This is a genomic window from Pseudomonas sp. BF-RE-21 (assembly GCF_019947305.1).
GTDB classification, from domain to species: domain Bacteria; phylum Pseudomonadota; class Gammaproteobacteria; order Pseudomonadales; family Pseudomonadaceae; genus Aquipseudomonas; species Aquipseudomonas migulae.
Genome location: NZ_JAGYGF010000023.1, coordinates 49,953 through 63,691, shown reverse-complemented (window position 1 = coordinate 63,691; position 13,739 = coordinate 49,953). Strand labels below are relative to the sequence as shown.

Genomic DNA, 13,739 nt, shown 5'->3' with positions numbered 1-13,739 from the left:
CTTCGCGAGCAAGCTTCGCTCCTACATTAGGCAGAGTTATTGTCGTAATCTTTCCCGACAAAAATACTAGGACTTTGTGCGGCGCGATGATTGGCGTAAACTGCGCCCAAGCCTGCGAGGAGTTTCCATGACCGCTATTACCATTACCGACGCCGCCCACGATTACCTGGCTGATCTGCTCTCCAAGCAGAACACCCCGGGCATCGGCATCCGCGTCTTCATCACCCAGCCTGGCACCCAGTACGCCGAAACCTGCATTGCTTATTGCAAGCCGGGCGAAGAAAAACCCGAAGACACCGCGCTGGGGCTGAAAAGCTTCACTGCTTACATCGACTCGTTCAGCGAAGCTTTCCTGGACGATGCGGTTGTCGACTACGCCACCGACCGCATGGGCGGCCAGCTGACCATCAAGGCGCCAAACGCCAAAGTCCCGATGGTCAACGCCGACAGCCCGATCAACGAGCGCATCAACTACTACCTGCAAACCGAGATCAACCCGGGGCTCGCGAGCCACGGCGGTCAGGTCAGCCTGATCGATGTGGTCGATGACGGCATCGCCGTGTTGAAGTTCGGCGGCGGTTGCCAGGGCTGCGGCCAGGCAGACGTCACCCTGCGTGAAGGCATCGAGCGCACCTTGCTCGAGCGCATTCCCGAGCTCAAGGGTGTTCGTGACGTGACTGACCACACGCAGAAAGAAAACGCCTACTACTAAGGTGTTCGCTGCGACATGAAAAACGGCGCCCCGTGAGCGCCGTTTTTTTATGGGCCAAATTCATTGGCCCCATCGCGAGCAGGCTCGCTCCCACAGGGGATTTGTGTCCGCCACAGATCTAATGTGGGAGTGAGCCTGCTCGCGATGGGGGCCTATGGCCGATACAAATGCGCATGCCCGGCGCGATACAGCGACGACTCGCTAAAGTGATCACTGCCCAACACCCGACCCACCAGAATCAACGCCGTGCGCCGAAACCCCTTCGCCTCAACCTTTCCGGCAATATCCGCAATCGTCCCCACCACCCAATCCTGATCCGGCCAGGTCGCCCGGTGAATCACCGCAATCGGGCAGTCCGCGCCGTAATGCGGCAGCAATTCAACCAGGATTTTCTCCAGGTGATTCACCCCCAAATGAATGGCCATGGTCGCCCCATGCTGCGCCAGGCTGCCCAGCTCTTCACCGGCCGGCATCGCGGTCTTGTCGGCGTAGCGAGTCAGGATCACGCTCTGTGACACGTCCGGCAACGTCAGCTCCGCACCCAACAGCGCCGCACACGCCGCCGTCGCGGTAACACCGGGAATGATTTCAAACGCAATATCGAGTTCGCGCAGGTAACGAATCTGCTCGCCAATCGCGCCATAAAGACTCGGATCGCCGGAATGCACCCGCGCCACGTCCTGACCGTTGGCATGGGCGGTTTTGATCAGCTCGATGATCTGTTCCAGGTGCAGTTCGGCGCTGTTGACCACCTGTTCGGCGTTGTGGCCTTCCAGTACGGCGGCGGGCACCAGTGAGCCTGCGTAGATGATTACCGGGCAGCTGCGGATCAGCCGCTGGCCTTTGACGGTGATCAGTTCCGGGTCGCCAGGACCTGCGCCAATGAAATAGACGGTCATCGTCGTTTCCTGTCAAAAAAGAGGGCTGGGCAAGGCTTCAGATGAAGATTGCTCATGATCGAAGGCGAGGATTATCGGGGATTGTGCGCCGCGCAGGCCAATGCCAGGGTCGCCTGGGCATATTTTTGTCGGGAAATCAGCAGTTTTGCCGGCGCCTGGGCCAGTTGTTCGGCAAGGGCGAGGGCGGCGCTTTCTGCTACGCCGTAGCAGCCGGTGCGCTCAAAAGCGATTTCCGAACGGTGGCTGAGTTGCGGTTGATAACCGGCCAATTCTTCACTGCTGAAGTACGTCAGCGGCAATTCGAGTTGCGCGGCAAGCTCGATCAGGCCCGGTTCGTCGCGCTTCAGGTCGATGCTGGCCAACGCCGTGATCTGCTGAAGTCCGATTTGATGCGCCTGTAATGCCTGATCGAGTAACGCCCGAAGCGTGCTGACGGGGCAGCCGCGCTGGCAGCCCAGGCCGACCACTAACGTCGGCGCTGTGCTGGTGTCGCTCATGCGTGGTATTGACCATCGCTTTTGCGGCGGAACAACCAGGCGCTGATCAGGCCCAGGGCCAGCCAGAATCCAAGGTTGGTCAGCTGCGAAGCGATTTTGAATTGCGTTTCCAGGGCTTGCGGCGCGAGCATCGAGTGCACTTCCGGTTGTGGTGCACCGATCACGTGAGGGACGGCGAGAATCGCCACGCCCAGGATCTTCATCAGCCAGTGGCGGCTGAAAGCGATCAGCGCGATGCCGACGGCGGTGGACGCTGCAGTGCCGATCCACCAGATTTGCCGTTGTGCCAGGTCAGCCGCAGCTGTGCCCGGCAGTTCCGGCGGCAGGCCGAGGGTCGGCGCCAGTACAAACGTTGCGTAACCGGCCAGGCCCCAGAGCAAGCCCTGCGAGGTTTTGGTCGGCGAGCGCAGCGTGTAGAGGCCCGCGAGCATCAGGGCAAAACCGACAGCCACTACCAGGTTGCCGCCAGTCGTCGACAGCACGCGCTGCCAGCCGTCTTCCGGCTCCCAGGCTTCTGCATCGTGGGTGTGAGCGGCAGCACCGGCGGCGTGTTCATGAACTTCAACAGCGGCCGGCTCGGATTTTTCGTAAGTCTCGGCCTGCAGAATCAGTGGAGCGACCCAGAAGCTTTGCAGCAGGGTCAGCAACAGGGCGGCCAGCAGCCCTGTGAAACCTGCGGTTTGCGCAATACGCTTGATCATGTCGACAGGTCTCAATGGCACGGGAAGGCGGAGCTGTGACGGGTATCGTGCGCAGCGTTGTGCACCGCTTCGATGTGCGAGAAACCGGCGAAATACACCAGGCACGCGCCAAGGATCGACGCGCAGACGGCGGCGGTCAGGCGTTGAGCCAGGGTGGTCGTGGTGGTGCTGGTGGATGTGTGGCCGGTGCTGCTGATGATCGACATGGCGCTTCCCTCTGGTCTGTCAGCGGGTGAATAGAGCGCATGGAAGACCCCTGCGAATCGGGCTCGCAGAGATTCAAACAGCGCCCGCCCACCGCGGGTTTGTTATTCAGTGAACGTAATCGTCACTTTGTGTTGCGGGCCGGTCTCCGGGCTCACGAGGGTTTTTGGCGTCAGCCGAAACCTGCAAGCGTCACCTTCCCATGCCGAACTGCTGGCACAGTGGATCTGACGCTTCGCTCGCTTACCGTTGCGGGGGCAGCACCGGACTGACATGGCTTTGAGTAAAGCACATGAATCACCGGTTTCCCGTTTCACCCTGTGAAGGGCACCCGTAACAAGGTGTGTAGGAGAGCATGGGCGGGGGTTGGGCGTCAATTGGCAAGGGTTCTCAACTCGAAACCGAGTCGTCCCTTTCGCGGGCAAGCCTCGCTCCTACAGGGGATCGCATTTCTCTGTAGGAGCGAGCGATGCGGCGACCCGACTTGCCCGCGAAGGGGCCCGTGCGGCTACCACAAGACATTGACCCGCCCCCACACCATGCGTAGCCTTGCGCATTCGAGGTTCTTCGGCGTTTGCCGGAGCTAAGAAGGGAACGCGGTCGATGCCGCGGCTGCCCCCGCAACTGTGAACGGTGATGTTCGCTGCCACGCCACTGCAAACCTGTCCAACGGGTTCGCGGGAAGGCGCAGCCAACGCCAGTCTCGCGACAGGCACACCGTCAGCCAGGAGACCTGCCTCGACACGAATTCTCACTACAACCGGGCGGGGTGATCCGGTGGCGAACTCTTCCGCGCGCCTGTCGCTGCGGTCGTCGTCCCGCATGCCCGCCACCTTGCCAAAGGGCATCCGATGAAAACACTGGCCAAACTCCCCGTCACCATCGTTACCGGCTTCCTCGGCTCGGGCAAAACCACCTTGCTGCGGCACATGCTCGATAACGCGCAGGGCCGCCGCATCGCGGTGATCGTCAACGAGTTCGGCGAGCTGGGCATCGACGGCGAAATCCTCAAGCAGTGCTCCATCGGTTGCACCGAAGAAGAAGCCAACGGCCGTGTCTACGAACTGGCCAACGGCTGCCTGTGCTGCACCGTCCAGGAAGAATTTTTCCCGGTGATGCGTGAACTGGTGGCCCGTCGCGGCGACCTCGATCACATCCTGATCGAAACTTCGGGCCTGGCCCTGCCAAAACCTTTGGTCCAGGCCTTCCAGTGGCCGGAAATCCGCAGCGCCTGCACCGTTGACGCGGTGATCACCGTGGTCGACAGCCCGGCCGTGGCGGCCGGCACGTTCGCCGCGTTCCCGGACCAAGTGGATGCCCAGCGCAAACTCGACCCGAACCTGGACCACGAATCGCCGCTGCACGAGCTGTTCGCCGACCAACTGGCCAGCGCCGACCTGGTGATTCTCAACAAGGCCGACCTGATCAGCGCCGAAGACCTGGCCCGCGTACGCCTGGAAGTCGCCGAAGAACTGCCGCCCGCCGTCAAAGTCATCGAAGCCAGCAGCGGTCGCCTGCCACTGGACGTGCTGATCGGTCTCGGCGCCGGCTCCGAAGAACACATCGACAGCCGTCATAGCCACCACGATCATCACCACGACGGCGATGACCATGACGACCACGATCACGACGCGTTCGACTCCATTTCCATCGAACTGCCACAAGCCGACGAAAGCCTGCTGATGGACGCGCTGACGCAATTGGTGGTCAAGCACGGCATCCTGCGGGTCAAGGGTTTCGCGGCGATCCCGAACAAGCCGATGCGCCTGTTGATCCAGGGCGTGGGCACGCGTTTCGACAAGCATTTCGACCGTCAGTGGGGCGCCGACGAAGCGCGCACCACGCGTCTGGTGCTGATCGGCCAGGCGCTCGACGCCGCGCAACTCGAAGCGCAACTGCGCGCCGCGCTCAGCGTTTAACCCATGCATCTGCTCAGGACCCAGCCCGGCGGTTTCGTCTCGGATGACAACATTGCCGATCTTGGACAAACCCCTGCCGAGCTGGTGATCCTGTGCAGCGGCGATTCCAGCCTCGCGCTGCTCGCCGAAGCCGCGCAACAGTTGCCGGACGATTACCCGAGCGTGCGTCTGGCCAACCCGATGCAGGTGCAGAACCACGCCTCGGTCGATTTGTATGTCGACGAAGTGCTGCGCCACGCCAAGGTGATTCTGATCTCGCTGCACGGCGGCATTGCGTATTGGCGTTACGGCGTCGAGCGGTTGGTCGAGCTCTCCCAGCGCGGCGTGCAGCTGATTCTGGTGCCCGGCGATGATCGCCCGGACCCGGAACTCAGCGACCTGAGCACGGTGGTTGCCGAAGACCGCGACCGGCTTTGGCATTACTTGCGTCAGGGCGGCATGGCCAACGCACTCGATCTGTTTCGCTGCCTCGCCACTCGCTGGCTGGAGCGCGACTACAAGTGGGCCGAACCGCAAACCCTGCCACGCACAGCGATTTACCATCCACAAAAAAGTCCCGCTGCACTGCAGGATTGGCAAGCCGACTGGCAGGCCGATCAACCGGTGGCGGCGGTGCTGTTTTACCGCTCGCATTTGCAGGCGGCGAACACCGCTTTCATTGATGTTTTCTGCCAGCGTTTGCAAGCGGCGGGGTTGAATCCCTTGCCGATTGCCGTGGCCAGTCTCAAAGAGCCCGGCTGCCTCTCGGTGGTCGAGGACTGGCTGGATGAAGTCGAAGCCTCGGTGATTCTCAACACCACCGGCTTCGCCCAATCCAGCCCCGAAGCGCCGCACTTGCGACCGTTTCGACGCAACATCCCGGTGATCCAGGCCATCTGCGCCCAGGACAACGAACCCGGTTGGCGTGCCAGCGAGCAGGGCCTAGGCCCGCGGGATCTGGCGATGCACATCGCGTTGCCGGAGCTGGACGGGCGGATCATCAGTCGCCCGATCAGCTTCAAGGACCTGGCGTGGCGCAGTGAGCGCAGTCAGTCCGACGTGGTGTGTTATCGAGCACAACCGGAACGCATGGACTTTGTCGCCGAACTGGCGCGGCGCTGGATCGATCTGGCGCGGGTGCCGAACAGCGAAAAACGCATTGCCCTGATCCTCGCCAACTACCCGACCCGCGACGGGCGCATCGGCAACGGCGTGGGCCTCGACACACCGGCCGCTGCACTGAATATCCTGCGTGCGCTGCATCAAGAAGGTTACCCGCTGCCGGCCGAACTGCCGGGCAGCGGCACCGAACTGATCCAGCAATTGCTCGGCGGCGTCAGCAACGATCTCGACACCCTCGATCAGCGCCCGTGCCAGCAAAGCCTCGCGCTGGATGATTACAACCTGATGTTCAACGCCTTGCCCGAGGCTAATCGCCAGGCAGTGCTGGAACGTTGGGGCACCGCGCAAAACGATCCGATGTTCCGTGACGGGCGAATGATGATCGCCGGCCTGCGTTTCGGCCTGACCTTCGTCGGCATTCAACCGGCGCGCGGTTATCAGGTGGACCCGAGCGCGGTCTATCACGACCCGGACCTGGTACCGCCTCACGGTTATCTGGCGTTCTATTTCTGGTTGCGCAACACCTACGGCGCCCACGGCGTGATCCACGTCGGCAAGCACGGCAACCTCGAATGGCTGCCGGGCAAAGGCGTCGGGCTGTCCGAGCATTGCTGGCCGGACGCATTGCTCGGGCCGCTGCCGAACATCTATCCGTTCATCGTCAACGATCCGGGCGAGGGCGCCCAGGCCAAGCGCCGCACGCAAGCGGTGATCATCGATCACCTGATGCCGCCGCTGACCCGCGCCGAAACCTACGGCCCGCTGCGCAACCTCGAACTGCTCGCCGACGAGTATTACGAAGCGCAATTGCTTGACCCGCGCCGCGCCCGTGAATTGCAGCGCGACATTCTGCAATTGGTGCGCGACACGCACATCGACCGTGAGTTGCAACTGGACGAGAAGCTCGACAGCGACGCCGATGCAGCGATCTGGCTGCCGCGCCTGGACACGTATTTGTGCGATCTGAAGGAGTCGCAGATCCGCGATGGCTTGCACGTCTTTGGCGAATCGCCGAGCGGGCGTCTGCGCATTGACACGTTGTTGGCTTTGTTGCGGATTCCACGCGGCGATGGCCGTGGGGCGCAGTCGAGTTTGTTGCGGGCGTTGGCCAAGGCGTTTGGGTTGGGCTTTGATCCGCTGGATTGCGCGTTGGCCGAGCCTTGGGTCGGGCCACGACCGATTGAGCTGCAATCGCTCGACGATGAAGTCTGGCGAACTGCCGGCGATACCCGCGAACGCCTCGAACTGTTTGCCGCTCAACTGATCTCGCAAGTTTTAAATGCCACCCCCAAACCCTGTGGGAGCGAGCCTGCTCGCGAAAGCGGAGTGTCAGTCGACATTGATTTGCCTGTCACACCGCATTCGCGAGCAGGCTCGCTCCCACAGGGACAGTGTTGGTCTGATGTGAGCTCCATCCTCGACAACCTGCGCGAAGTCGTCGCACCACGCCTGGACGCCTGCGGCCCGGCGGAAATGCGCGGCTTGCTCGACGCCCTCAGCGGTCGTTTCGTCCCCGCCGGCCCCAGCGGCGCACCGAGTCGCGGGCGGCTGGACGTGTTGCCGACCGGGCGCAATTTCTATTCGGTGGACGTGCGCAACCTGCCGACCACCACCGCGTGGCGCATCGGTTTCCAGTCGGCGAACCTGATTCTCGAGCGGCACTTGCAGGACCACGGCGATCACCTGCGTCAGCTCGGCCTGTCTGTCTGGGGCACCGCGACCATGCGCACCGGCGGCGACGACATCGCGCAAGCCATGGCGCTGATGGGGGTGCGCCCGGTCTGGGCGACGGGCAGTCAGCGGGTCGATGACTTCGAAATTCTGCCGCTGAGCCTGCTCGACCGCCCACGCGTGGACGTGACCTTGCGCGTGTCCGGATTCTTCCGTGATGCCTTTGCCAATCTGATCCGCCTGTTCGATGCGGCGGTGCAGGCAGTCGCTGCGCTGGATGAACCGGACGATCTCAATCCATTGGCGGCCAAGGTCCGCGCCGAGCGCGAGGCGTTGCTGCAATCGGGCCTTGATGAAGAAGCGGCCAAACGGCAGGCCGGTTGGCGCATCTTCGGCGCCAAACCCGGTGCTTACGGTGCTGGCGTGCAAGGGGCAATCGATGGTCGTTTGTGGCAGAGCCGCGAGGACCTGGCCGAGGTTTACCTCAACTGGGGCGGCTACGCTTACGGCGGTGCCGACGAAGGCACGGCGGCCCGCGAGCAGTTCGCCCAGCGCCTGAGCCAGGTTCAGGCCGTGCTGCAAAATCAGGACAACCGCGAGCATGATTTGCTCGACTCCAACGACTATTACCAGTTCCAGGGCGGTATGCTCGCGGCCGTGGAAAGCCTCAGCGGTGCAGCGGCGGCCAGTTACCATGGTGACCACAGCCAGCCGGACTTGCCGAAAATCCGTACGCTGAAGGAAGAACTGAACCGGGTGATCCGCTCGCGGGCGGCCAATCCGAAGTGGATCGACGGCGTGAAGCGCCACGGCTACAAAGGGGCGTTTGAGCTGGCGGCGACGGTCGATAACCTGTTCGCCTTCGACGCGACGACGCAGTTGATCGACGATCACCAATACGCGTTGCTGGCCGATGCCTATTTGCTGGACCCGGCGACCCGGGATTTTGTCCGCGAGCACAATCCCCATGCGTTGCGCGACATGACGGAGCGGATGCTGGAAGCGCAGCAGCGCGGGATGTGGCAAGAGCCGGGCGCCTATAAAGAAGCACTGGAAAACCTGCTGCTGGACATAGAAGAAGACACCTGACACACCGTAGATCCCCTGTAGGAGTGAGACCGGCTTGCCGGCGATAGCGTTGGGTCAGTCAATATTGATTTGCCTGACACACCGCTATCGCCGGCAAGCCGGTCTCGCTCCCACAGTTAGAAGCATTTCACCGACCATGACCGAGATTTGATAATGACCGACACCCCGCATTTCCCGCTCTCCGCCGTGGTCGGCGCCGACGATCTCAAACTCGCCCTGTACCTCACCGCCATAGACCCGAAAATCGGCGGCGTGCTGATCGAAGGCCCGCGTGGCATGGCCAAATCCACCCTGGCCCGAGGCCTCGCGGACCTGCTCGCCAGCGGTCAGTTCGTCACCTTGCCGCTGGGTGCCACTGAAGAGCGCCTGGTCGGCACCCTCGACCTTGATGCCGCCCTGAGCGAAGGTCGTGCGCAGTTTTCGCCCGGCGTACTGGCCAAGGCTGACGGCGGCGTGCTCTACGTCGATGAAGTCAATCTGCTGCCCGATCACCTGGTGGACTTGCTGCTCGACGTCGCCGCCAGCGGCACCAACCTGATTGAGCGTGACGGCATTTCCCATCGGCATTCGGCGAAGTTCGTGTTGATCGGCACCATGAATCCGGAAGAGGGCGAGTTGCGTCCGCAACTGCTCGACCGCTTTGGCCTGAACGTCGCCCTCAGCGGTCATACCGCACCCGCCCAGCGTGGGCAGATCATCCGTCGGCGGCTGGATTTCGACAGCGATCCGCAACGATTCTGCGCCGAGTGGGAAAGCCAGCAGCAGTCGTTGCGTGAGCGTTGCCAGGCAGCGCGCAGCACACTGGCGAGCATCCCCCTGGACGATGAGGCGCTGGCACAGATTACCGAGCGCTGTTTTGCCGCCGGTGTCGATGGCCTGCGCGCCGATCTGGTCTGGCTGCGTGCCGCCCGTGCCCATGCGGCGTGGCGGGGGGCGAGCGCCATTGCCGAGGAAGATATCGATGCCGTTGCCGAGTTCGCCTTGCGCCATCGTCGTCGCGAACAGTCGCCATCGGCGCCGCAACAGGCCCGGCAATCCGCGCCGCAACCATCCAGCCCGAGCGAAGGTCAGGGCCAATGGGGCGAAATGCCGGCGCAGGCGCTGCCGGTCGGTGCTCGACGTGAAGTGCCGAGCTGGCCAAAAAAGCCCTAGGCATTCGCCCTCGATCTGACGCGGGGGCGAATGCCAGGCCCCGCGCCGGACGGCTGGACCACGGCAAGCAGGGTAAGCGTCATGCCGCCCGCAGCGGCTCGATCAATTGGCCCGGCACCTTGCTAAACGGCCGCCCGCGCCAACGCCAGGATGTGCTGTTTCAACTGCGCACCCGTTCGCCCCATGAACTGTGGCTGGTGATCGTCGACGCCTCGGCCTCGACGCGCCGCCACCAGGCCTTGAGCGACGCCAAGGGGCTGTTGGCGCAGTTGTTCGACGACGCTTATCGCCAGCGTGCGCACCTGGCGTTGCTGACGGCCAGCGGCCATGCGCCGAAGTGGCAAGTGCAGGGGTTGAAAGCTTCCAGCGGGTTGCGCCACTGGCTCGATGGCCTTGGCGCGGGCGGCGGTACGCCGTTGCTGGCGGCATTGGGCGAAGCGGGGCGATGGCTCGCGGTCCGGCAAAAACGTTTTCCGGCGGAGCAGCAACGGTTGTTGCTGGTGACCGATGGGCGGTTGAAGGAGTGGTCGGGGTTGCCGGCGCTGGCGTGTCCGGGGCTGCTGATCGACATCGAGCGTGGACCGATCCGGCTGGGGCGGGCGCGGCAGTTGGCAGCGGAGCTGCAAACGGATTATCGGCATATCGATGAGATGGTTTCAGGCTGAGTTTGCAGTGTCTGTGCTGGCCTCTTCGCGGGCAAGCCTCGCTCCTACAGGGACAATGCGTAACCTGTAGGAGCGAGGCTTGCCCGCGAAGGCATCACCGGATAATCCGGTTAATCTGCAGCGCTGCCCTATGCTATCCAGGCAAGCCATTCACAGGAGTGAAGCATGCGTGTTCTAGCCACAAACAGTCAGGACGATTTCCGCGTCAAAGCCTACGCCGGCACCAACGGCGTGCTGCTGGCCATGGACCTGGCCGAATCCCGCCGCAAGGGCCTGCTGGGTTTCGCCATCGAAAAACAGCAAGGCAGCAAGCCCTGGTTGTTCCTGTTCAATAGCCTGACGTTCCCCGGCAAGGCTCATACGTTCCCGCAGTTTCACGCCACCCCGAGCGACCTCGCGCCGTTGCAGAAATTTCGCTGGGCCGATTACGCGGTCAATCCGGGGATGACGATCCATTACCGAATCCACCTCGCCTATGGCAGCGCGGATGCACCGCAGCTGGGCGAATTTCTGGAGGTGACCGTCACGTCCGACAACGGCCTGCCGCACAATCAGAGTGTGATTTTCAACCGCGCGGTGGCCGCCAGCCAGGCATTCCAGCGCAAGTTTCCCGACCTCGACGCGTTGATCAGCGCCAACAAGAACCTGCCCATCGAGGCCTGGCCCGATGCGCCGCGCCAGTGGCTGGAAAACGGTTTGCTCGGGCGCCTGCTGGGGTTTATCGAACGGGCGCTGGATGGTCAGTGGGCGCTGGACATTGCCATTTACGAGTACGAGTTGCAGGTGATCGTCGATGCCGTCAACGCGGCGTTCGAACGGGGTGTGAAGGTTCGCGTGCTGTATCACGCACAACCCGACGATGACGACACCGTCATCAACCAGGCCAGCCTGGAAAAAATCCCGGCGGCGAACAAGCGCGGGCGTGTCACCCATAACATCTTCCACAACAAATACATGGTGCTGAGCCGGGTCGATGCTGCCGGGCAGCTTCAGCCAGAAGCGGTGCTGTGTGGCAGCACCAATTTCACGCCCAATGGCGTTTATCGCCAGGCCAACGTGGTGCATGTGCTGGACGACGCGCGCATCGGCGCCAGCTATCTGCAGACCTTCGAGCAAGTCTGGGCGACACCGGAGGACGTCGGCGCCACCCGGCAATGGATCACGCAACACAACCCGATAGACCCGCAGCAGCCGTTGTTCGCCGGGTTCTCACCGCGTTCAGGGCAGGGTGATTTGCGGGCGTTTGTCGAGATCATCAACGCCGCGAAAAAGGACGTGCTGTTTGTCACCGCGTTCGCCTTGCCCGACGACATTCTCAACGCGCTGCTCGGCCAGCCCCACGACGATATTTTGCGTTACGGCCTGCAAAACACCGCCAGCCGCATCACCGGTTTTCACGCTGATCGCAGCGCTGAATTTGCCGCGACTGCGCTGCTCAACACCGGGCTGGAAGGTTGGCTTCGAGAGAACATGAAGGGCCAGAAGGGCAACTTGCTGGTGCACACCAAAGCCGTGGTCACCGACTTCACCAGCGACGCGCCGACGATCATCAGCGGCAGCCACAACCTCAGCGCTGCGGCCAGTAACGGCAACGACGAAAACTACCTGATCGTGCGCGGCGATACCGATCTGGCTGATCGTTATGGTTTGGAGTTGCTGCGGTTCTACGAGCATTACCGCTTTCGCTACTTCGCCAAGAAGCTCGCGCTCAAACAGGTGCAGCCGTTGAGGGCGGATGACAGCTGGACTGATGATTATTACCTGGCGGGGGATTTGCGGCAGCTGTCGCGACTGCGATTCTCCGGACGGTAAAACAGTGAATTTAATGGCCCCATCGCCTGTCGGTACTGCCGCGTACGCCGGCCAATGTACAAACGGTCAAGGATCAGCGCCCAGACCGCCGACACCTCCGGCCGGGGCTTGCGGCCACGGCTCAGGCGCTGGAGCTGGAATTTCACCACAGCCATGCTCGCCAGCGAGGCCAACGGTTTGCGTTTCCACTGGATCGGCGGCAGTTGCGGATGGCTGTTCCGGCCTTCGCGCCAGTGTTTGACCAACTGCGGTTCGAGGGCCAACGCGGTGCCGATGCCGGCCATGGCGATGCCGCTGTCGAGCACTTGTTCGACGATCGCCAAACGCCGAATCCCGCCGGTCACCATTACCGGCATACGCGCCACGCTCGCCAATTCACCGGCCATTTCCAGAAAATACGCTTCTCGCGCCAAGGTCCGGCCATCGCGTGCCTCGCCCTGCATGGCCGGTGCTTCGTAGCTGCCGCCCGACAACTCAAGCAAATCGATCGGCTGATCGTTGAGCCACTGGATCACTTGGCGGGCATCGTCGGCGTCGAAGCCACCGCGCTGGAAGTCGGCCGAGTTGAGTTTTACCGAGACGCAGAATTTCGGTGATACGGCCTGGCGAACGGCGCTGATCACGTCGAGCAACAAGCGTGCGCGATTCTCCAGGGATCCGCCCCAGCGGTCGGTGCGGCGATTGGTCAATGGCGACAGGAACTGGCTGAGCAGGTAACCGTGTGCCGCATGAATCTGCACGCCGGTGAAGCCGGCTTTTTCGGCGAGGGCAGCGCTGGTGGCGAAGCGCGTGATTACCTCGGCGATATCGTTTTCGGACATCGGTTTGGGTTCGGCAAACATCTTGGAAAATGAACCGAGATCCAGCGCCACCGCCGAGGGCGCCCACGCTTGCTGGCCGAGGTTGGCCATTGTCTGGCGCCCCGGATGATTGAGCTGCATCCAGAATTGCGCGCCACCGGAGCGGCCAATCGTTGCCCATTGGCGAAAGCGTTCCATGTCGCGTTCATCTTCCAGCACCACGCCGCCGGGGCCGGTCATGGCGCGGCGGTCGATCATCACATTGCCCGTCAGCAACAACCCGGTTTCGCCCCTGGCCCAGGCCTGGTACAAGCGAAACAGTGCATCGGACGGCGCCTGCCCGGTGTTGGCAAGGTTCTCTTCCATCGCCGCTTTGGCAATGCGATTGCCGATTGTCTGGCCGTTGGGCAAATTCAACGCTTGGAAGGGCGACATGCTTGACTCCTCATCAGTGGAGAACAGAGGCTAAGCTTAAAGCTAACTTTAATGTCAAGCAGGAAAACGAGGCCGGGATGAA

The 13,739-nt window shown here is 62.5% G+C and carries 11 protein-coding genes and 2 riboswitches; of the genes, 6 read left to right on the top strand and 5 right to left on the bottom strand.

Going from position 1 to position 13,739, the window contains the following annotated elements; all coding sequences use genetic code 11:
* Window positions 1–127 precede the first annotated feature (127 nt).
* Complete coding sequence (gene nfuA, locus KGB25_RS16810; RefSeq protein WP_008035804.1) at window positions 128–712, top strand: Fe-S biogenesis protein NfuA; 585 nt, start codon at window positions 128–130, stop codon at window positions 710–712.
* Between the two features lie 152 nt (window positions 713–864).
* Here the strand turns inward: nfuA and cobM are convergent, their stop codons facing one another.
* The 4 genes from cobM to KGB25_RS16790 form a co-directional block, all read right to left on the bottom strand.
* On the bottom strand, window positions 865–1,611 hold the full coding sequence (cobM, locus tag KGB25_RS16805) for a precorrin-4 C(11)-methyltransferase (protein WP_008035806.1): 747 nt from the start codon (window positions 1,609–1,611) through the stop codon (window positions 865–867).
* A gap of 71 nt (window positions 1,612–1,682) precedes the next feature.
* On the bottom strand, window positions 1,683–2,108 hold the full coding sequence (locus KGB25_RS16800; protein ID WP_223435920.1) for a cobalamin biosynthesis protein: 426 nt from the start codon (window positions 2,106–2,108) through the stop codon (window positions 1,683–1,685).
* Window positions 2,105–2,809: a CbtA family protein gene (locus KGB25_RS16795; protein WP_008040067.1), complete on the bottom strand. Its 705-nt coding sequence runs from the start codon at window positions 2,807–2,809 to the stop codon at window positions 2,105–2,107. The genes KGB25_RS16800 and KGB25_RS16795 overlap by 4 nt, the downstream gene beginning before the upstream one ends.
* A gap of 11 nt (window positions 2,810–2,820) precedes the next feature.
* Entirely contained in the window at window positions 2,821–3,015 is a 195-nt protein-coding gene (locus tag KGB25_RS16790) for a CbtB domain-containing protein (protein ID WP_008040066.1), read from the bottom strand.
* A gap of 119 nt (window positions 3,016–3,134) precedes the next feature.
* Window positions 3,135–3,363, bottom strand: a riboswitch (cobalamin riboswitch).
* Between the two features lie 193 nt (window positions 3,364–3,556).
* Window positions 3,557–3,769: riboswitch (cobalamin riboswitch) on the top strand.
* Window positions 3,770–3,864: 95 nt separating this feature from the next.
* Here KGB25_RS16790 and cobW point away from each other — a divergent pair.
* The 5 genes from cobW to KGB25_RS16765 all read left to right on the top strand — a co-directional run bounded on the left by cobW (window position 3,865) and on the right by KGB25_RS16765 (window position 12,422).
* Window positions 3,865–4,932, top strand: a complete 1,068-nt coding sequence (cobW, locus tag KGB25_RS16785; protein ID WP_008035722.1) for a cobalamin biosynthesis protein CobW — start codon at window positions 3,865–3,867, stop codon at window positions 4,930–4,932.
* A gap of 3 nt (window positions 4,933–4,935) precedes the next feature.
* Window positions 4,936–8,793 carry a cobaltochelatase subunit CobN gene (gene cobN, locus KGB25_RS16780; protein WP_223435918.1) on the top strand — a complete coding sequence of 1,286 codons (3,858 nt, stop codon included), beginning with the start codon at window positions 4,936–4,938 and terminating at the stop codon, window positions 8,791–8,793.
* A 153-nt stretch (window positions 8,794–8,946) separates the two neighbouring features.
* Complete coding sequence (locus tag KGB25_RS16775) at window positions 8,947–9,945, top strand: ATP-binding protein (protein WP_223435916.1); 999 nt, start codon at window positions 8,947–8,949, stop codon at window positions 9,943–9,945.
* Window positions 9,946–9,998: 53 nt separating this feature from the next.
* Window positions 9,999–10,610, top strand: coding sequence for a vWA domain-containing protein (locus KGB25_RS16770; protein WP_317850750.1), 612 nt, complete (start codon window positions 9,999–10,001; stop codon window positions 10,608–10,610).
* A gap of 165 nt (window positions 10,611–10,775) precedes the next feature.
* Entirely contained in the window at window positions 10,776–12,422 is a 1,647-nt protein-coding gene (locus KGB25_RS16765) for a phospholipase D-like domain-containing protein (RefSeq protein ID WP_223435914.1), read from the top strand.
* Here KGB25_RS16765 and KGB25_RS16760 read toward each other — a convergent pair.
* A complete protein-coding gene (locus KGB25_RS16760; protein ID WP_411740532.1) occupies window positions 12,368–13,657 on the bottom strand; it encodes an NADH:flavin oxidoreductase/NADH oxidase family protein in 1,290 nt (429 codons plus the stop codon). The genes KGB25_RS16765 and KGB25_RS16760 overlap by 55 nt on opposite strands.
* Between the last annotated feature and the right edge of the window lie 82 nt (window positions 13,658–13,739).

Bases quoted from the DNA above. Each gene is read 5' to 3' on its own strand.
- cobN (WP_223435918.1), top strand. From the start codon at position 4,936: ATGCATCTGCTCAGGACCCAGCCCGGCGGTTTCGTCTCGGATGACAAC.
- nfuA (WP_008035804.1), top strand. From the start codon at position 128: ATGACCGCTATTACCATTACCGACGCCGCCCACGATTACCTGGCTGAT.
- KGB25_RS16760 (WP_411740532.1), bottom strand. From the start codon at position 13,657: ATGTCGCCCTTCCAAGCGTTGAATTTGCCCAACGGCCAGACAATCGGC.
- KGB25_RS16795 (WP_008040067.1), bottom strand. From the start codon at position 2,809: ATGATCAAGCGTATTGCGCAAACCGCAGGTTTCACAGGGCTGCTGGCC.
- KGB25_RS16800 (WP_223435920.1), bottom strand. From the start codon at position 2,108: ATGAGCGACACCAGCACAGCGCCGACGTTAGTGGTCGGCCTGGGCTGC.
- KGB25_RS16775 (WP_223435916.1), top strand. From the start codon at position 8,947: ATGACCGACACCCCGCATTTCCCGCTCTCCGCCGTGGTCGGCGCCGAC.
- KGB25_RS16765 (WP_223435914.1), top strand. From the start codon at position 10,776: ATGCGTGTTCTAGCCACAAACAGTCAGGACGATTTCCGCGTCAAAGCC.
- KGB25_RS16790 (WP_008040066.1), bottom strand. From the start codon at position 3,015: ATGTCGATCATCAGCAGCACCGGCCACACATCCACCAGCACCACCACG.
- cobW (WP_008035722.1), top strand. From the start codon at position 3,865: ATGAAAACACTGGCCAAACTCCCCGTCACCATCGTTACCGGCTTCCTC.
- cobM (WP_008035806.1), bottom strand. From the start codon at position 1,611: ATGACCGTCTATTTCATTGGCGCAGGTCCTGGCGACCCGGAACTGATC.